Here is a 17,036-nt window from a genome sequence, read left to right on the forward strand (position 1 = left end):
CCGCGATGCGCAAGAAGGGCTGGGAAATCCCCGCCGAGCTCGCCCACATCGAAAGCTCGGGCAGCACCCGCCAGGAAGCCAGCTCACTGCTCGCGGCGCATTCCTGACCCCTATTCCAAGACCTCCCAGCCAAGGGCCGGCACCGGAGTCATCCGGTGCCGGCCCTTGGCCGTCCATCACGTAGAATTAAGGCACTATGGCGAATTCCCCTGATCCCAGCAACTCCAGCCCGGCTTCCGATGCTCCGAAGCGCGGACCTTTCTCCCGCAAGCCCAAGGCAGCAAAGGCCCAGAAGCCGAGCCGGCTGAAGCAGATCGGCGAAGTCTTCCAGATGACCCGCCGCCACGATCCCATGGTTCCGTGGCTGATGTTGCTGGCCTTCCTGGGTGTTGTTGCGGTCAGCCTCCTGGTCGGGTTCCTGCTCGAAAACTGGATCACCGGCCTGATCATCGGCATCGCGCTGGGTGCCCTTGCGGCCACGCTGATCCTGTCCCGCCGGGCCGAGCGCGCCGCGTTCGCGCAGATCGAGAACCAGCCGGGCGCTTCCGGTGCCGCACTGGGCACGCTCAAGCGCGGCTGGATCACCGAGGACCAGCCCGTCGCCGTGAACCCCCGCACCCAGGACGCCGTCTTCCGCGCCATCGGCCGTCCCGGCGTCGTGCTCGTCAGCGAAGGCCCGAGCAACCGGGTCAAGCCGCTGGTCGATGCCGAGCGCAAGCGTCTTGCCCGTATCCTCCCCAATGTCACGATCCACGTGATCGAGAGCGGCCGCGGCGAAGGCCAGGTGCCCCTCAGCCAGATCGCCAGGAAGATGAACAAGCTCAAGGGCGAGCTGACCAAGACCGAGGTCAGCGCCGTGTCCAAGCGCATTTCGTCGCTCGGCGGCCGCCTGCCCATCCCGAAGGGCATCGATCCCTACAAGGCCCGTCCGGACCGCAAGGCGGCCCGCGGACGCTAGGCCCTGCCCGCAGCGCCGCCCAGTAACGCAGAAACGCCCCGGTTCACGGCCATTCCAGGCCGCCAGCCGGGGCGTTTCCATTAGGCCCGGCATCTACCCGACGGATGCCAGGAACCAGGAGAACCGCATGACATTCCCCCCGACCGCCATCATGATCCGCATCTTCCGGGCGCTGGCGATCGCCGAAGCGTTCAGCTGGGCGGCGCTGCTGGTCGGCATGGTGCTCAAATGGGTGAGCCGGACGACGGAACTTGGCGTGGAGATCGCCGGCCCGATTCACGGCGCGATTTTCATCGGCTATGCGGTCGCGGCGTTGAGCCTGTGGGCGAAGCTTCGCTGGCCGTTCCGGGTTGCCTTGCTCTCAGGCCTGTCCGCCGTCTTCCCTTTTGCGACCGTCTGGTTTGAACGCTGGGCCGGGCGCCGCGGTCACCTCAATGCCGCCGGCGCTGCGGCAGGGACACAGGATAGCGAACAGGCCAGCGAACTGGCAGCAACACCGGACCGCGACGACGACGCGGTATCCACCAGGGTCTGACTGGGGTCTGGCCGGGCGCTGACCAGCACTTACCGGGACGGTCCTCCGCCGACTGGCGGGGAGCCGCCGCCGCGCATCGGGCGAAAGCTTCCTACATCCGGACGAGCACGGTATTCATGGCCTTGTCGTGGAGGCCGCGCTGGTCCGGGTCGAAGATGACGGCAGGGATAACGAGGCACAGCAGCACCGTGCGCACCAGGGCCGCGAGCGGGCCCGCCCGCCCTCCCCCCAGCCGGACCACGTGGATCCCCACGATCCGGTGGCCGATGCTGTAGCCGAGGGTGCCGATCAGCAGGATTTGCTCGATGGCAAACACGGCAAGAGTGGCCCAGGAATCGCCGCCGAAGGCGAAATTGCTGATCAGCAGCGCGATGCCCCAGTCAATGCAGATCGCCAGGATGCGCCGGCCGGCACGGGCGATCGATTCTGAGCCGACGTCGGGCAATCCAAGCCGCTCCCCCGGGTACCTGGAGATGCCGGATGTGTCCGGCCCGGTGAGCCATGAACCAATATCTTTGCGATCAACCACCCTCCAATCTTATCCGCTCTGGCATGTCCACAGTGTGGGCGGCAGGGTGTCACACTGTGGACCGTATAGGCCGCAGTGTGGACCGACGGCTAGCGTTTACGTGTCAGGGCATTCTGTAACCTCCCCGAAACAATGCGGACACTGCGGGGAAATCCCACGTCCTTAGGGTGGTAACAGTTGCTAGCGACTGCGAAGCGGGGAACTTTTTTGCCTTCCCCGCTTGTTGGACTGCGCTGGACCAATGTGCCTGACGGCCAGATCTTTCATATGCGTAAGGAGCATAGATGTTCAAGACTGCGGACGAAGTCCTCAAGTTCATCAAAGACGAAGACATCAAATTCGTCGATATCCGCTTCACCGATCTCCCGGGCGTTCAGCAGCACTTCAACGTGCCCGCTAAGAGCGTTGACGCCGACTTCTTCGTCAACGGCCAGCTGTTCGACGGATCTTCCATCCGCGGCTTCCAGGGCATCGCCGAGTCTGACATGCAGCTCATCCCGGACGTCACGACGGCGTTCATCGACACGTTCCGCATGGAGAAGACCCTTGCGCTGAACTTCTCGATCGTGAACCCGCGTACCGGTGACCCGTACCACCGCGACCCCCGCGGCGTGGCCGAGAAGGCAGAGGCCTACTTGGCTTCCACCGGCATCGCCGACACCGCGTTCTTCGCCCCCGAGGCCGAGTTCTTCGTCTTCGACAACGTCCAGTACCAGTCCTCGCCCCAGGGCAGCTTCTACAAGATCGACTCCGAGGAAGCGCACTGGAACAGCGGCCGTGAAGAAGAGGGCGGAAACCTCGGCTACAAGACCCCGGTCAAGGGCGGTTACTTCCCGGTCTCCCCCACCGACAAGCAGGCCGACCTGCGCGACGCCATGTGTGTTGCCCTGGACGAGGCCGGCCTTGAGGTCGAGCGCAGCCACCACGAGGTCGGCTCCGCCGGCCAGGCCGAGATCAACTACAAGTTCACCACCCTGACCCACGCGGCTGATGACCTGCAGAAGTTCAAGTACGTCATCAAGAACACCGCCGACGCCTGGGGCAAGTCTGTGACCTTCATGCCGAAGCCGGTCTTCGGTGACAACGGCTCGGGCATGCACTGCCACCAGTCGCTGTGGACCGGTGGCGAGCCGCTGTTCTACGACGAGAAGGGCTACGCCGGCCTGTCCGACACCGCCCGCTGGTACATCGGCGGCCTGCTGAAGCACTCCTCCGCCGTCCTGGCCTTCACCAACCCGACGGTGAACTCCTACCGCCGCCTGGTCAAGGGCTTCGAAGCTCCGGTCAACATGGTCTACTCGCAGGGCAACCGCTCCGCCGGTATCCGCATCCCGATCACGGGCTCCAACCCGAAGGCCAAGCGCATCGAGTTCCGCGCACCGGACCCCTCCTCCAACCCGTACCTGGCGTTCGCCGCCCAGCTGATGGCCGGCATCGACGGCATCCGCAACCGGATCGAACCCCCGGCTCCGATCGACAAGGACCTCTACGAGCTCCCCGCCGAAGAAGCCAAGGACATCCCCAAGGCTCCGGGCACCCTCGAGGAGGCCCTGGATGCACTGGCCGAGGACAACGAGTTCCTCCAGGCCGGCGGCGTCTTCACCCAGGACCTGATCGACACCTGGATCGAGTACAAGTACGAGAACGAGATCCGTCCGCTCTCACTGCGCCCGAACCCGTTCGAGTTCGAGCTCTACTACGGCGTCTAGCCAGGTCAGGTCCTAAAAGACCTGCACGACGGCGGCTCCCACCTCGCGGTGGGGGCCGCTCGTCTTTAAGCCGGCTCCTTTTGGCCGGCGCGGCCGGACCCGCACTGCCGCGAAGGCTCAGCGCTTCCCGTACTTCCGCGGCGTCAACGAAAGTTGACCCTCGTGCCCATCATGAAGTTTCCGGGGCACCTTCGAGGAGCCGGCGCAACGCACCCGCCGGGTCAGGAATCTCCGCCCCGTGGCCGACGAGCATCCGGTCGGGCTCCAGCAGGCTCAGTTTCCGGAGCGACTCCTCGGCCTGCACAGGGTCTGCCGTAAATGCCCCCGGCGGCCGTTTCAATGCACCCGCATCGGTGAACACCGCGTCTCCTGCGAACAGGATCCCGTCCTCGAGCAACAGGCAGATGTGCCCCGCAGTGTGCCCGGGGGCCGCCACGACCTGAAGATTGCGGACGTGGTCTCCGTCCGCCAGCGCGCGGAGCGGCACGGTGGACGTTATGTCCTTGCAGTCCGCGGCACCCGCCCAGACCACCGCCCCTGGACAGCGGGCAGCGACGTCCGCAAGGCCGCTGACATGGTCCGGATGGGAATGCGTCAGGACGACGTCGGTGACGTCACCCCAGCCTGCCCCGACGCGGTCCAGTGCTGCCCCTATGGCATCGGCGCTGCCCGGACCGGTATCGATCAACAGCAGCCCGGCCGGATGGGACACGAGGAAACAACGTACGTCCATCGTCACCTCGTCCGGCCCGGCAATCCCGGCCGGAATGCGGAGCTCCTGGACGACCGGTTCTACCAACATCTCGGAGTGGACCATCGTCGTGCACCTTTCTCAAAGGCGAATCAGAACCCAATATCGGCGCCCCGGCCGCCCCAGTCAAGATGCGGGGTTTCAGAAGGCCCGGTACATGGTCCGTTGCGGGCCGGAGCCGCCGCCGAGGTACTGCCCCCGGTCCTCGAAACCGGCCTTGCTGTAGGCAGCCTGTCCGGCTGGATTGCCTTCGTTGACGGAAAGCACCACGCCGGCCTGGCCGCTGCCCAGGCCCGCCGTCAGTTTGGCTGCCTCCCGCACTGCGGCCTCCGCGGCGAGGGTGCCGAGGCCGTTGCCCTGCTGGCGCCGGTCGATCAGGAACCCCCGCAGGAGCCAGGCGGTGTCGTCGTCGGGCCAGCCGGCCAGGGTCGCGGCACCGGCCTGGAGCGTCAGCACGCCGACGGCGGTGCCGTTCTCATCCACGGCGAACGGGTGTCGGGACTCCTCTTCGAGCGCGATCAGCATCATTCGCAGCGGCTCGCCAACGAACTTCTGCTGCCCCTCACCGCGTTCCAGCAACGCGATCTCCCCAAGCTTGACGGCCCGGGCGTCGTCGTCGATGTTCTTCAAGGGCAGCAGCCACACGTGTCCAGACATGTAGACAGCGTACCCGCGCCGGCGGCGGCTGCCGCCAAGAGGAAAGGGGCTAGAGCGCAGCGTCCTTGGGCGGCCCAGCCGGATCCATCCAGAAGACTTCCCAGAGGTGGCCGTCCGGGTCCTGGAAGCTGTGCGTGTACATGAAGCCGTAGTCCTGGGCCTCCTCCGATGCCGTTCCCCCGGAGGTCAGTGCGGTGCGGATGACCTCGTCCACGGCTTCGCGGCTCTCCAGTGAGAAGGACATGATGGCCTCGGCGGTGTCAGCCGTAGCGGCGACGGACTTCGACGTGAAGGTCTTGAAGTAGGACTCGACGAGCAGCATCACGAACGCGCCGTCATTGACGATCATGCAGGTGGCGTTCTCATCAGTGAAGTCAGGGTTGAAGGAGAACCCCAACGCCGTGAAGAACTCAACGGTCTTATCGAGATTTCGGACGGGGAGGTTCACAAAAAGTTGCCTGGCCATCCGCCCAAGGTAGCACCGCGCGGCGGCACGTGTCAGTAGGGCGTTTCAGTAGCCGGTTGGCAGCCGCCGGGCGCTACTGGCCGTAGAAGACCCGCTCGAAAACTGCCCGGGCACGCCGGCTGAGCCGCAGGTAGTCCTCTTCCAGCGCCGCGGCGTTGCCCTGTCCGTAGCCGCACCAGCGGGCCACCGCCTCAAGGTCGCGGCGGGAGGAGGGCAGCAGGTCCGAGGACCGGCCGGTCCAGATGACGTTGGCCGAACGGATCCGGCTCGCCAGCCGCCAGGCCCGGAGCAGGATTACGGTGTCCTCAGCGTCCATCAGTTCCAGGGCCGTGGCCGCCTCGAGGGCCTCCACGGTGGACGTGGTCCGCAGCTCCGGATGCTGGCCGGCGTGCTGAAGCTGGAGCAGCTGGGCCAGCCATTCGACGTCGCTCAGCCCGCCCCGGCCAAGTTTCAGGTGCCGGGCGGGATCGGCCCCGCGCGGCAGGCGTTCCGCCTCGACCCTGGCCTTGACCCGCCGGACCTCCCGCACGTCCTGGTCAGATAACGACTCCGGGTACCGGATTGTATCGATCAGGGCCACAAAATCCTCTGCCAGGGCATCGTCGCCGGCCATTGGTCGTGCCCGCAGCAGCGCCTGGGCCTCCCATACGAGGGACCAACGGCGGTAGTACTCGGCATAAGACTCCAGGGACCGCACCATGGGCCCGCTCTTGCCCTCGGGGCGCAGGTCGGCGTCCACTGCCAGCACCCGTTCGGCCAGGATCGCCGGTTTGAGCGGCTGGGTCAGCAGGCTGGAGAGCTTGCCTACTATCTGCAAGGCCTGCGCCTGCGCCTCCTCTTCCGGCACGCCGGGGAGTCCGCGGTGGACGTACATGACGTCGGCGTCCGAGCCGTAGCCGATCTCCCGGCCGCCCTGGCGGCCCATCGCAACCACCAGCACGTGCGTCTTCAGCGGTTCCTCGGCGGTGATGATCGTCTCCGCCACGCGCAGCGCCCCCAGGACGGCTGCCCGGTCCGTATCGGCGAGAGCTGCGCCCACCTGGTCCTGGTCCAGCAGGCCCTCACTGTCCGCAATGGCGACCCGCAGGATTTCCCGGCGCCGGATCAGCCGGATCAGCCGCATGGCGCTTTCCGGGTCCGCGTGCCGGGACATCTTCGAGGTGATCTCAAGCCATTGGGATTTGAAGCTAAGCGGCACCAATTCCTTGTCCGTGCCCAGCCAGGCCACGGACTCGGGCGAAACCTCCAGCAGGTCCGCGATCAGCCGGGAGTTGGCGAGCACGTGGCAGAGCCGCTCGGCCGCTGCCGTCGAATCCCGGAGCATGCCCAGGTACCAGTGTGTCGTGCCAAGGGCCTCGCTGACGCGCCGGAAGGCGAGCAACCCGGCGTCGGGGTCCACGCCGTCGGCGAGCCAGTCCAGCAGGATGGGCAGGAGCTGGCGCTGGAGTGCGGCGCGCCGGCTCACGCCGCCGGTGAGTGCCTCGATGTGCCGCATGGCGCCGCGAGGATCGAGGTAGCCCAGGGCCGCGAGGCGGCCTTGGGCGGCTTCCGGGGTCAGGCGCGCCTCTTCGCTGCTCAGGGTGGCGACGGTATTGAGCACCGGGCGGTAGAAAATGCGTTCGTGGAGTTCCCGCACGGAGCGCTTGGTCTTTCGCCAGGCGGCGACCAGGGCATCCGGCTTGGGCCGCTCGGCGGAGAACGGTCCCAGGACGGCCTTGGCGAGGGAGCGCAACGACGCTTCGTTGACCGGCATGAGGTGGGTCCGGCGTAGCTGGAACAGCTGGATCCGGTGTTCGAGCAGGCGCAGGTAGCGGTAGTCGCGGTCGAACTCGGCGGCGTCCGAGCGGCCGATGTACCCGCCGGCGGACAGTGCGGCGATGGCCGAGGTGGTGTCCCGGCAGCGCAGCGATTCATCGGACTTGCCGTGCACGAGCTGGAGCAGCTGGACGGTGAATTCGACGTCGCGCAGTCCGCCGCGGCCCAGCTTGATCTGCCGCTGTTCCTCATCGGCTGGAATGTGCTCGGTGACGCGGCGGCGCATGGCGCGGACGGATTCGACAAAGCCTTCCCGTCCGGCCGAGGACCAGATCAAGGGCATCACGGCTGCTTCGTAGCGGGCCCCCAGGGCGGTGTCGCCGGCAATGGTCCGGGCCTTCAGGAGGGCCTGGAATTCCCAGCTCTCGGCCCAGCGCGCGTAATAGCTTTCGTGTGAGGCGAGGGTCCGGACCAGCGGCCCGGACTTTCCCTCGGGCCGGAGGTTCGCATCCACTTCCCACAGCCCGGGTTCGCGGCTCGTGGACATGATCGCCCGCGAGATGCCGGAAGCCAGGACCGTGCCGATGGTAGTGGCCAGGGTCTCCTCCAGCGCGCCGGAATCGATCACGTAGATGACGTCGACGTCGGAAATGTAGTTCAGTTCGCGGGCACCGCACTTGCCCATGCCGATCACGGCGAGACCGACGTCGGCCACCTCCGCGGCGTCGAACTTCTCCGCCGCCTCGGCCCTGGACACGGCGAGGGCCGCTTCGAGGGCGGCGCCGGCGAGATCGGCCAGTTCCGCACCCGCAGCCGGCATGAAGTCCAGCGGATCGGCTGCGCACAGGTCCTTGATGGCGAGTTCCACGAGCCCGCGCCTGTAGGCGGTCCGCAGGGCGGCGTAGGCAACCTGACCGCTAAGGGCCGCCACCGGCCGGGCAGACGTGGGGTCGGCCCGCACCGACTGCAGCAGCCGGGCCCTCAGGGCCACGGCGTCCGCGGCCAGCGGTTCCGGGCTGACCCGCACCTCGAAGGCGTCGAGGTGCTCGGGGTGGCGGATGAGGAACTCACCCAGCGCTTCGGAGGCCCCCAGGACCCGGTACAGCGGTTCGCTGCTTTCCGGGTCCGCGACGGCAAGCTTGCGCAGCTCCGGGTGCTTCTCGATCAGCCGGACCAGGGACTGCAGGGCCGTGTCCGGGTTTGCCGCCAGCTGCAGCCCCGTGAACAGGGCGTCCTGGTCGAGCCCCTCCAGTTCCCGGGCCGCCAGGAACCGCTCGCCCTTGTCGAGATCACTGAAGCCGGCGGCAATGAGGCGTCGTGCCAGGCTCATTGGGGCAGTCTACAGAATGCCGAGATTGCGTTGCAGCTCGTAGGGCGTCACCTGGAGGCGGTAGTCCTGCCATTCTGCACGCTTGTTGCGCAGGAAGTGCTCGAACACCTGCTCGCCGAGGATCTGCGGCATGAGTTCGGAATCCTCCATGGTCCGGATTGCGTCGTGCAGGCTCGCCGGCAGCGGGTCGTGGCCCATGGCGCGCCGTTCCGCCGAGCTCAGCGACCAGATGTCGTCCTCCGCCGCCGCCGGGAGTTGGTAGCCCTCCTCGATGCCCTTGAGCCCAGCGCCAAGGAGCACGGCGTAGGCCAGGTAGGGGTTGGCGGCGGAGTCGATGCCACGGTATTCGATCCGCGCGGACTGGCCCTTGCCGGGCTTGTACAGCGGGACGCGGACCAGCGCGGAGCGGTTGTTGTGGCCCCAGCTCAGGTAGCTCGGCGCCTCTCCCCCGCCCCAGAGCCGCTTGTAGGAGTTCACGAACTGGTTGGTCACTGCCGTGAATTCGGGTGCGTGCTTGAGGATGCCGGCAATGAACTGGCGCGCCGTCTCTGAAAGCTGGAACTCTGCGCCGGCCTCGTAGAAGGCGTTGGTGTCTCCTTCAAAGAGCGAGAAGTGCGTGTGCATGCCGGAGCCCGGGTGGGCGGTGAAGGGCTTGGGCATGAACGTGGCGTAGGCGCCCTGCTGCAGCGCGACTTCCTTGATGACAGTCCGGAACGTCATGATGTTGTCCGCGGTCTGCAGCGCGTCCGCGTAGCGCAGGTCGATCTCGTTCTGGCCGGGGCCGGCCTCGTGGTGGCTGAATTCCACGGAGATCCCCACCGATTCGAGCATGGTCACGGCGGTCCGGCGGAAGTCCTGCGCCACGCCGCCCGGGACGTGGTCAAAGTAGCCGCCCTCGTCCACGGGGATGGGTGATCCGTCCGGGCCAGGCTCCTGGGACTTGAGCAGGTAGAACTCGATCTCGGGGTGGGTGTAGCACGTGAAGCCCATGTCAGCGGCTTTGGACAGGGTGCGTTTGAGGACGTTGCGCGGATCGGCGGAGGAGGGTTCGCCGTCGGGCGTCAGGATGTCGCAGAACATCCGCGAGGTGGCCTCGGTCTCGCCGCGCCACGGCAGGATCTGGAACGTGGCCGGATCCGGCTGGGCGAGCATGTCGGATTCAAAGACGCGGGCCAGGCCCTCGATCGATGATCCGTCGAATCCGAGTCCTTCCTCGAAGGCGCCTTCCACCTCGGCTGGGGCCAGGGCCACGGACTTGAGCGATCCCACGACGTCGGTGAACCAAAGGCGCACGAACCGCACATCGCGCTCTTCGATCGTCCGCAGGACAAACTCTTGCTGGCGGTCCATACTGGCCTCTTTCCGGTTCTTCCATCCGCCCCAGGCCCGCCTTTCATGGGCCCCGCGGTTGCTCACGGTTCACTTTACTAAGCATTCCCACCGATTGCTGAAGCCGGACCCCCGCGTAACACACCGTTAACACAAAGGCGGACGATTTCGCGGCGTACGGCGGCGCTGCGCTGTCATATGGCCCGCACCTGTGACGTGATTCACTGGCAACGGGGGCGTTCCCCGGTAGCTGCGGCACTTCGTATCGCATTACGCTCGTGGCATGGCCACACGTAACAGCTCTGATTCCAGCACGCCCGCAGAACTTGCGGCCCCCTACGGTAACGGCCCCGCGGCTTCCGCGGCGGACGGCACGGGGAACAGTGCGGGGCCGGCGGATGCGTCCCGGAAACCGGCGGCCAGGATCCGCACGCATCATCTGCACCAGGCCAAGGTCAACGGTGAGCGCTTCGCGATGCTCACCGCCTATGACCAGTACACCGCCGAGATTTTTGACCAGGCAGGCATCGAGGTGCTCCTGGTGGGCGATTCGGCCTCCAATAACGTCTTCGGCAACGAGACCAGCCTTCCCGTGACGGTGGACGAGCTCCTTCCGCTGTGCCGGGCCGTCGCCCGCTCCGCGCGGCGGGCCCTGGTGGTCGCTGACCTGCCCTTCGGCAGCTACGAGGTCTCAGCCCAGCAGGCGGTTGCCACCGGCGTGCGGTTCCTCAAAGAGGGCCTGGCTCACGCGGTCAAGATCGAAGGCGGAAAATTCTACGCCGAGACCGTCCGCGCCATGGTCCAGGCCGGCATCCCCGTCATGGCGCACATTGGCTTCACCCCGCAGAGCGAGCACGCCCTCGGCGGCTACCGCGTCCAGGGCCGCGGCGATGACGCCCAGCGGTTGATCGACGACGCCGTCGCGCTGGCCGGCGCCGGCGCGTTCTGCGTGCTCATGGAAATGGTCCCGGCCGCCACGGCGGCCGCGGTGGATGCCGCCGTCGAGGTTCCCACCGTCGGCATCGGCGCCGGCAGCGCCACCACAGGACAGGTCCTGGTGTGGCAGGACATGGCGGGCCTGCGCGGTGGAAAGATGGCGAAATTCGTCAAGCAGTACGCGGACCTGCGCACCTCGCTCGGCGACGCCGCGAAGGCCTACGGCGAGGACGTGCGATCCGGCCAGTTCCCCGGCCCGGAGCACTCCTTCTAGCGGCGCCTGCGGGCCTCGGTCCCTCCGGATCCGGGAAACAGCCCGTCGGCCGGCGCCCCCACCTCATCCTTCGCGGGCGATGCGTTGCGGCGTCAGTGCGGGCAGGCTGACCATTAAGGTCTGCATTAGGACCTCAAGATGTTCCGCCGGCCCGGACGGTTTCATGCGCTAAGCGTTGGGTCCGGCTCCGGCGGACACGATTCGAGGAGTATCGATGAACACGAATAGCTTCTGGGACGTCCTGCTGTGGAGTTTCTGGTTCTTCATCTGGATCGCCGCGCTGATGGTGTGGTTCCGCTGCCTGATGGACTTGTTCGGCGACCACACGCTCAGCGGCTGGGGCAAGGCCGGCTGGGTTATTTTGCTGATCTTCGTTCCCTGGCTCGGCGCCCTCATCTACCTGATCGCCCGGGGCCGCAGCATGGGCGAACGTCAGATGAAGGCACTGGCCGAGCAGCAGGCTGCCCAGCAGGAGTACATCAAGCAGGCCGCGGGCACGACGTCCAGTCCCGCCGGCCAGATCGCCGATGCCAGGGCGCTCCTCGATTCCGGAGCCATCAACCAGACCGAGTTTGATTCCCTGAAGGCAAAGGCCTTGGCCTGACGCGACAAGGCTGCGCCCGGCATGAGAATCACCTGGCTTGGTCACTCCACGGTGGTTCTGGATCTCGACGGCGTTCGGGTCCTGACCGATCCGTTGCTTCGTCCCCATGCCGGGCTGCTGCGGCGTCTGGCACCGCGGCCGGACCCGGCGTCGTGGAGCCGGCCGGACGTGGTGCTCCTCTCCCACCTGCACCACGACCACGCCGAGTTGCGCTCCCTGCGCATGCTGCGCGGGGCAGCGCTGATGAGCGCTCCGGCGAACGCTGCCTGGTTGCGTCGCCGAAAGCTGATGCACACAGTTCCCTTGGGCGACGACTGGACCCCGGCAGGCAGCGGGGTCCAGGTCCGCCAGGTCCCGGCCGAGCACCGTAGCCGCCCCATGCCGCACCGTCCCAACGACGCCAATGGCCAGCTCGTGCGGGGCCCATCGGGCATCGTCTGGATCGCCGGTGACACGGGGTTGTTTCCGGAGATGGCCGCGATCCCGGCCATGGCGGGAGGGCCTATCGATGTCGCCCTGGTGCCGGTCTGGGGGTGGGGACCGAGGCTCTCGGCGGGACACCTGTCTCCGGAGAGCGCCGCCCGGGCCGTCGCGATGAGCGGCGCGCGATTCGCCGTACCGGTGCACTGGGGAACGCTGCACCCCCCATTCGTCACACACTTTGCCCGCAGCTGGTTCGAGCAGCCTGGGCACCGGTTTGCCGACGCGGTGGCGGAGCAGGCCCCTGGCTGCACGGCAATCGTCCTCGCTCCCGGCCAGTCCTGGGTGGCGCCGCCCGCGTAAGTCACTCTCAACCCAATCGCTCAACCACCCAATCGCTCAACCGCGGGACGCCGTCGTGGCTCGCTGGCCGCAGGACTCGAGCATCGCCACCAGCACCCGGTGGAGTTCTCCGGCGCCTTCGATCCGCTCGGGCAGCCCCACCATGAGGTCGGTCGGGCCGATCAGCACGGCGCGGTCCTGCCAACCGCCGAGGCCCCCGTGGGAGCCGACGAGGCCTTCAAACGCTGAGACGTCGTCGGTGACGGGATCGACCGTGCTGTTGACGTATAGATCCGGCGCCTCCGGGTGCAGCAGCGCACGGGCGAGCAGCCGCGCCGCGTGGGACCCGAAGCTGGCCAGCGGATCGGTGCCTTCAACCGCCCCGCTTGCGATGTTGAGGCGCCCACCGCTTCCGATCGCCCACGCCCGGCCCTCTTCATCAATGCCCGCGACAAACCCGACGCCGGGATGGCTTGCCAGGCCGGGGATCAGGGCTGGCCACTGGCTCTCGAGCGCTTGGAGCGTCAAGCGCCGGTCACCCCGCACGTAGACCAGGCCCAGATTGCCTGAGCCCAACACGACCACCGGATCCTCGGCGTCACCGGGAGCCGACGTCTGCTGTGCCTTGGTCAGCACCTTGTCGGCACGGCCGGCCAGTTTCCCGGTCATCCCGCCAGTCGAGATGTCGCCGGCGATGGAGTCCGCGCGCCCGAGCCCTTCGACGGACGCGTCCACGTTCTGAACGTTTTCGTTCATGAGTTCCGCGCACAGATCGCCGAGCGTCTGGCCATACCGGTCGGCGAACGGGGTGCCTTGGGACTGGCCGTGGTCCGAAAGCACCACCAGCCGATAGCGGCGCGGCGCGGACCCGGCGAGCTGGGCCAAGGATCCGAGCGTGCGGTCCAGGCCATCCAGGGCGGCGAGCGATTCGGGCCGGAACATGCCTGCGTGGTGGGCGATCTCGTCGTAGTCAACGTAGTCGACATAGATGCTTTTCGTGCCACGACGCAGCTCCTCCGCCACCAAGGCCGTGTTCAGGTCCCGCAGCAGGCCGTTGGTGACTGCTCGCAGCAGGGCGAAGGTCCAGTCTCGATGCACACGCGGGTTGAGGTCGCGCTTGACCTGCCTCCGGGCCTGCCAACGCTCCTTGAGGATCTCCCCGACTGTCCGCGTGAAGCTGCGCATGAATCCGTTCGGCGAAGCGAAAAACCAAGCGAACGCACGACGGGTTTCGGTGGAGCCGCGCCGGACCTCCACCCGGCTCATCGTCAATAGCGATCGGGGCGCGTCACCGGTGAACAGGTTCGAAATGGAGACGCCGTCGTCGCAGAGCAGGCCTTGGCCCGTGCTGTGCCTTTCCTCGATCACCCGGGCGTCTGCCGGACGGTTGGCCACCAGGACCCGTTTGAGCTCACGGTCATACCACCGGAAGGCAGGGATCCCGTCTACGGTGCCGTGCAGAATACCCAGCTGGCTCGCCGGCGTGGTGCATGGCAACTGCGGAGTCCATTCACGGAACTGGTAATCCCCCGAAGTCAGCCAGCGCCGGATATGGGGTAGTGCCCCGGACTGCACCGCCCACTGCAGCACCGGGAAGGGGACGCCGTCGAGCTGCACGAACAGGACGCCATCAACCTCCGGATCGGTCACCGTTTCCTGCCGGCGTGCCCTTCCGGCCAGCGAGGTGATGAGTCCGTCATCAGTTCCGGCCGTGGTAGCCCACGAGATGAGCGTGCCTACGACGGCACTGACCCAGGTTGCGACAAAAGCGGTCCATGCCGTCGACTCGATGCCGGGCACCAGGCGGATGGCGACATACATGATCAGGGCCTGCCCGATCAGAGCGATAAGAAGCACCGCCAGCCAGCCCACCCTGGCGGAGATCTCGACCAGCGCGGGGCGGAGGACCAGACCCACGATGCCGGCCACCGCTGCAACGGCGGCGTAAGCCCACCAACTCGTTGCTGAGAACCCCGGCAGCAGTTCGCCGGTGATAATGAGGGCCACAGTCGAGGCAGCCCAGGCAACGGCCAGCCTGGCCAGGTCGGTGACTCGGGCACCGCGGGTGGGGACAACGCTCGTCGGCATTTTCTCAGTATGGCTGTCCGTAACCGGCTGGCACTCACCCGCACAGGGTGAGAATGACAGTGAGAAGATCAGTCCCCGTGCGGGGTGTCCGGTCCGCGATTGCCAGGAGATGCCCACACTGGCGCGGCAGGCGGAACGGGCCTAGTCGTCCTCGTCCTTTTCCCACGCCTCGTTACGCGCCTTGACCTTTTCCAGGGCGTGTTCGGCTTCCTCGCGGGTCTTATACGGTCCGATCAACTGACTCCAGTCGGACATCGCGTCTTCCTCGATCTCGTGAGTGTTGACGTTGTACCAGTATTCGGGCATCGGGGTTCCTTCACTGTTTGTCCGGCCGTTTTCCTGCGGTTTTTCCTGCTGTTTCCGGATGTATTTTCCGGGCCCTCTTTTCCGGCTCGGTTTTCCGGGCTCTGTTTTCCGGCTCTGTTTTCCGGCTCGGTTTTCCGGGCAAAGCCCAGCAGCTTATATGATCAATCTATGCCTTCTCTAGCCTCAACTGCACCCATCGGCACGCTTGTCCCGGGGACAGTGAGCCCGCAGCTTCCCGTACCGCCGTCCATCCCGCGTCCGGAATATGTGGGCAAGCCGGCTCCGGCAAAGTTCACAGGCTCAGAGGTCAAGTCGGCGGAGATCATTGAAAAGATCCGGATCGCCTCCAAAATAGCTGCCCAGGCCATCGTGGAGGTCGGCAACCACATCGAACCAGGCGTCACCACCGACCATCTGGACCGGGTAGGCCACGAGTACCTGCTGGACCACAACGCGTACCCTTCCACCCTCGGATACCGGGGCTTTCCGAAGTCCCTGTGTTCCTCCCTCAACGAGGTCATCTGCCACGGGATCCCGGACAACACGGTGGTCCAGGACGGCGACATCCTCAACATCGACATCACGGCCTTCGTCGGCGGCGTTCATGGCGACACGAACTACACGTTCCTGGTCGGTGATGTCGACGAGGAATCCCGCCTCCTCGTCGAGCGCACCCGGGAATCGCTGAACCGCGCTATCCGGGCCGTAGCTCCGGGACGGGAAATCAACGTGATCGGCCGGACCATTGAGTCCTATGCCAAGCGCTTCGGCTACGGCGTGGTCCGCGACTTTACCGGACACGGAGTCGGCGAAGCTTTCCACACCGGGCTGATCATTCCGCACTACGACGCCGCGCCCGCATACAACACCACCATGGAAACCGGTATGGTGTTCACGATCGAGCCAATGCTGACCCTGGGAACCGTTGACTGGGACATGTGGGCCGATGAATGGACCGTCGTGACCCGCGACCGGAAGCGCACTGCCCAGTTCGAGCACACCTTGCTCGTCACGGAGTCCGGCGCCGAGGTCCTCACGCTGCCCTGACCGACCGCTCCACATGCTATTTCGCTGAACATCCCGCTCTTTCACCCGCCGGCCCGTCCGGTCACCACAGCCCGCCCCTGCCACGAACGGAACGACATTGGCCAAGAAGGACGAAAAGTCGAAGAAGAATGCACCCCTGATCGGCATTGACATCGGCGGAACCGGTATCAAGGGCGGGATCGTGGACCTGAAGAAGGGGAAGCTGATCGGCGACCGCGTGCGCTTCCCCACGCCGCAGCCCTCCACCCCCGAGTCCGTGGCCGAAGTCGTCGCCCAGGTTGTCGCCGAGCTCACGGCACGTCACGACGCCCCCGACGCCAGCAGCCCCGTGGGAGTCACCTTCCCCGGCATCATTAAGCACGGCGTGGTCCACTCGGCCGCGAACGTGGACAAGTCCTGGCTGGAAGCCGACATCGACGCCATGCTTACGGCACGTCTGGGCCGCCCCGTAGAGGTTATCAACGACGCCGACGCCGCCGGCCTCGCCGAGGCCCGCTTCGGTGCCGGCGAGGGGATCGACGGCACCGTCCTGGTAATCACCCTTGGCACCGGCATCGGTTCAGCCTTCATCTTCGACGGCAAGCTGGTCCCCAACGCCGAACTCGGCCACCTGGAGATCGACGGCTTCGACGCCGAGACCAAGGCCTCGGCCGTGGCTCGTGAGCGCGAGGGCCTCAGCTGGGAACAGTACAGCGTGCTGCTGCAGCGCTACTTCTCCCACGTGGAGTTCCTGTTCTCCCCCGAACTCTTCATCGTCGGCGGCGGCATCTCCAAGCGCTCCGACGAGTACCTGCCGCACATGAAGCTGCGCACTCCGATCGTCCCGGCCGAGCTGAAGAATGACGCCGGGATCGTGGGCGCGGCCATTGAGATTGCGCTGAAGCACAAGCTGGCCAAATAAAGGCCCATTGAGCCGTAAAAGCCAATTGAGCTATCACTCCGGGTCGTTCTGAACGCTGGGAACGACCCGGAGTGATAGCTCAACTTTTTTGGTGGAGCC

Annotated in this window: 16 protein-coding genes and 1 pseudogene; 9 read left to right on the top strand and 8 right to left on the bottom strand. The window is 66.4% G+C overall.

Features of this window, described 5'->3' with window-relative positions; genetic code table 11:
* The 3 genes and pseudogenes from BLQ10_RS22845 to BLQ10_RS17725 form a co-directional block, all read left to right on the top strand.
* Positions 1–107 (top strand): annotated as a pseudogene (locus tag BLQ10_RS22845) (lipoyl synthase); the annotation flags it as partial.
* A gap of 89 nt (positions 108–196) precedes the next feature.
* A complete protein-coding gene (locus tag BLQ10_RS17720) occupies positions 197–958 on the top strand; it encodes a DUF4191 domain-containing protein (RefSeq protein WP_091564319.1) in 762 nt (253 codons plus the stop codon).
* 127 nt (positions 959–1,085) lie between these two features.
* Positions 1,086–1,493, top strand: a complete 408-nt coding sequence (locus tag BLQ10_RS17725; RefSeq protein ID WP_091564321.1) for a DUF3817 domain-containing protein — start codon at positions 1,086–1,088, stop codon at positions 1,491–1,493.
* 91 nt (positions 1,494–1,584) lie between these two features.
* Here the strand turns inward: BLQ10_RS17725 and BLQ10_RS17730 are convergent, their stop codons facing one another.
* Entirely contained in the window at positions 1,585–2,022 is a 438-nt protein-coding gene (locus tag BLQ10_RS17730) for an RDD family protein (protein WP_091564322.1), read from the bottom strand.
* A gap of 284 nt (positions 2,023–2,306) precedes the next feature.
* On the opposite strand from BLQ10_RS17730, the gene glnA (BLQ10_RS17735) reads away from it, so the two are divergent.
* Complete coding sequence (gene glnA, locus BLQ10_RS17735; protein WP_091564324.1) at positions 2,307–3,731, top strand: type I glutamate--ammonia ligase; 1,425 nt, start codon at positions 2,307–2,309, stop codon at positions 3,729–3,731.
* 169 nt (positions 3,732–3,900) lie between these two features.
* On the opposite strand, the gene BLQ10_RS17740 is transcribed toward glnA (BLQ10_RS17735), so the two are convergent.
* The 5 genes from BLQ10_RS17740 to glnA (BLQ10_RS17760) form a co-directional block, all read right to left on the bottom strand.
* Positions 3,901–4,548 (bottom strand): MBL fold metallo-hydrolase, encoded by a 648-nt coding sequence (locus tag BLQ10_RS17740; protein ID WP_091564325.1) that lies wholly within the window; start codon positions 4,546–4,548, stop codon positions 3,901–3,903.
* 75 nt (positions 4,549–4,623) lie between these two features.
* Positions 4,624–5,139 (bottom strand): GNAT family N-acetyltransferase, encoded by a 516-nt coding sequence (locus BLQ10_RS17745; RefSeq protein WP_091564327.1) that lies wholly within the window; start codon positions 5,137–5,139, stop codon positions 4,624–4,626.
* Between the two features lie 49 nt (positions 5,140–5,188).
* Positions 5,189–5,605 carry a VOC family protein gene (locus BLQ10_RS17750; protein WP_091564329.1) on the bottom strand — a complete coding sequence of 139 codons (417 nt, stop codon included), beginning with the start codon at positions 5,603–5,605 and terminating at the stop codon, positions 5,189–5,191.
* A 73-nt stretch (positions 5,606–5,678) separates the two neighbouring features.
* Positions 5,679–8,690 carry a bifunctional [glutamine synthetase] adenylyltransferase/[glutamine synthetase]-adenylyl-L-tyrosine phosphorylase gene (locus tag BLQ10_RS17755; RefSeq protein WP_091564331.1) on the bottom strand — a complete coding sequence of 1,004 codons (3,012 nt, stop codon included), beginning with the start codon at positions 8,688–8,690 and terminating at the stop codon, positions 5,679–5,681.
* Positions 8,691–8,699: 9 nt separating this feature from the next.
* Positions 8,700–10,040: a type I glutamate--ammonia ligase gene (glnA, locus tag BLQ10_RS17760; protein ID WP_091564332.1), complete on the bottom strand. Its 1,341-nt coding sequence runs from the start codon at positions 10,038–10,040 to the stop codon at positions 8,700–8,702.
* Positions 10,041–10,302: 262 nt separating this feature from the next.
* Between glnA (BLQ10_RS17760) and panB the strand changes: the two genes are divergently transcribed.
* From panB to BLQ10_RS17775, 3 genes are all read left to right on the top strand, one after another.
* The gene (gene panB, locus BLQ10_RS17765) at positions 10,303–11,229 is read left to right on the top strand and encodes a 3-methyl-2-oxobutanoate hydroxymethyltransferase (protein ID WP_091564334.1); all 927 of its coding nucleotides are present in this window, start codon (positions 10,303–10,305) and stop codon (positions 11,227–11,229) included.
* A 214-nt stretch (positions 11,230–11,443) separates the two neighbouring features.
* Complete coding sequence (locus BLQ10_RS17770; RefSeq protein WP_091564335.1) at positions 11,444–11,833, top strand: SHOCT domain-containing protein; 390 nt, start codon at positions 11,444–11,446, stop codon at positions 11,831–11,833.
* Positions 11,834–11,854: 21 nt separating this feature from the next.
* The gene (locus BLQ10_RS17775; protein ID WP_091564337.1) at positions 11,855–12,616 is read left to right on the top strand and encodes an MBL fold metallo-hydrolase; all 762 of its coding nucleotides are present in this window, start codon (positions 11,855–11,857) and stop codon (positions 12,614–12,616) included.
* Positions 12,617–12,652: 36 nt separating this feature from the next.
* On the opposite strand, the gene BLQ10_RS17780 is transcribed toward BLQ10_RS17775, so the two are convergent.
* Together BLQ10_RS17780 and BLQ10_RS22145 are read right to left on the bottom strand one after the other, a co-directional pair.
* A complete protein-coding gene (locus tag BLQ10_RS17780) occupies positions 12,653–14,683 on the bottom strand; it encodes a phage holin family protein (protein WP_091564338.1) in 2,031 nt (676 codons plus the stop codon).
* A gap of 141 nt (positions 14,684–14,824) precedes the next feature.
* A complete protein-coding gene (locus BLQ10_RS22145; protein WP_139164280.1) occupies positions 14,825–14,989 on the bottom strand; it encodes an SPOR domain-containing protein in 165 nt (54 codons plus the stop codon).
* Between the two features lie 168 nt (positions 14,990–15,157).
* Here BLQ10_RS22145 and map point away from each other — a divergent pair, with 168 nt between their 5' ends.
* Together map and ppgK are read left to right on the top strand one after the other, a co-directional pair.
* Complete coding sequence (gene map / locus BLQ10_RS17785; RefSeq protein WP_091564340.1) at positions 15,158–16,036, top strand: type I methionyl aminopeptidase; 879 nt, start codon at positions 15,158–15,160, stop codon at positions 16,034–16,036.
* A 97-nt stretch (positions 16,037–16,133) separates the two neighbouring features.
* Positions 16,134–16,937, top strand: a complete 804-nt coding sequence (ppgK, locus tag BLQ10_RS17790) for a polyphosphate--glucose phosphotransferase (RefSeq protein WP_091564342.1) — start codon at positions 16,134–16,136, stop codon at positions 16,935–16,937.
* Positions 16,938–17,036 lie beyond the last annotated feature (99 nt).

It is taken from the genome of Arthrobacter sp. ok362 (genome assembly GCF_900102785.1).
GTDB lineage: Bacteria > Actinomycetota > Actinomycetes > Actinomycetales > Micrococcaceae > Arthrobacter.

What these genes read in the sequence shown, in the direction of transcription:
- BLQ10_RS17720 (WP_091564319.1), top strand. Translation starts at nt 197, where the DNA reads ATGGCGAATTCCCCTGATCCCAGCAACTCCAGCCCGGCTTCCGATGCT.
- BLQ10_RS17725 (WP_091564321.1), top strand. Translation starts at nt 1,086, where the DNA reads ATGACATTCCCCCCGACCGCCATCATGATCCGCATCTTCCGGGCGCTG.
- glnA (WP_091564324.1), top strand. Translation starts at nt 2,307, where the DNA reads ATGTTCAAGACTGCGGACGAAGTCCTCAAGTTCATCAAAGACGAAGAC.
- BLQ10_RS17740 (WP_091564325.1), bottom strand. Translation starts at nt 4,548, where the DNA reads ATGGTCCACTCCGAGATGTTGGTAGAACCGGTCGTCCAGGAGCTCCGC.
- BLQ10_RS17745 (WP_091564327.1), bottom strand. Translation starts at nt 5,139, where the DNA reads ATGTCTGGACACGTGTGGCTGCTGCCCTTGAAGAACATCGACGACGAC.
- BLQ10_RS17750 (WP_091564329.1), bottom strand. Translation starts at nt 5,605, where the DNA reads ATGGCCAGGCAACTTTTTGTGAACCTCCCCGTCCGAAATCTCGATAAG.
- BLQ10_RS17755 (WP_091564331.1), bottom strand. Translation starts at nt 8,690, where the DNA reads ATGAGCCTGGCACGACGCCTCATTGCCGCCGGCTTCAGTGATCTCGAC.
- glnA (WP_091564332.1), bottom strand. Translation starts at nt 10,040, where the DNA reads ATGGACCGCCAGCAAGAGTTTGTCCTGCGGACGATCGAAGAGCGCGAT.
- panB (WP_091564334.1), top strand. Translation starts at nt 10,303, where the DNA reads ATGGCCACACGTAACAGCTCTGATTCCAGCACGCCCGCAGAACTTGCG.
- BLQ10_RS17770 (WP_091564335.1), top strand. Translation starts at nt 11,444, where the DNA reads ATGAACACGAATAGCTTCTGGGACGTCCTGCTGTGGAGTTTCTGGTTC.
- BLQ10_RS17775 (WP_091564337.1), top strand. Translation starts at nt 11,855, where the DNA reads ATGAGAATCACCTGGCTTGGTCACTCCACGGTGGTTCTGGATCTCGAC.
- BLQ10_RS17780 (WP_091564338.1), bottom strand. Translation starts at nt 14,683, where the DNA reads ATGCCGACGAGCGTTGTCCCCACCCGCGGTGCCCGAGTCACCGACCTG.
- BLQ10_RS22145 (WP_139164280.1), bottom strand. Translation starts at nt 14,989, where the DNA reads ATGCCCGAATACTGGTACAACGTCAACACTCACGAGATCGAGGAAGAC.
- map (WP_091564340.1), top strand. Translation starts at nt 15,158, where the DNA reads ATGCCTTCTCTAGCCTCAACTGCACCCATCGGCACGCTTGTCCCGGGG.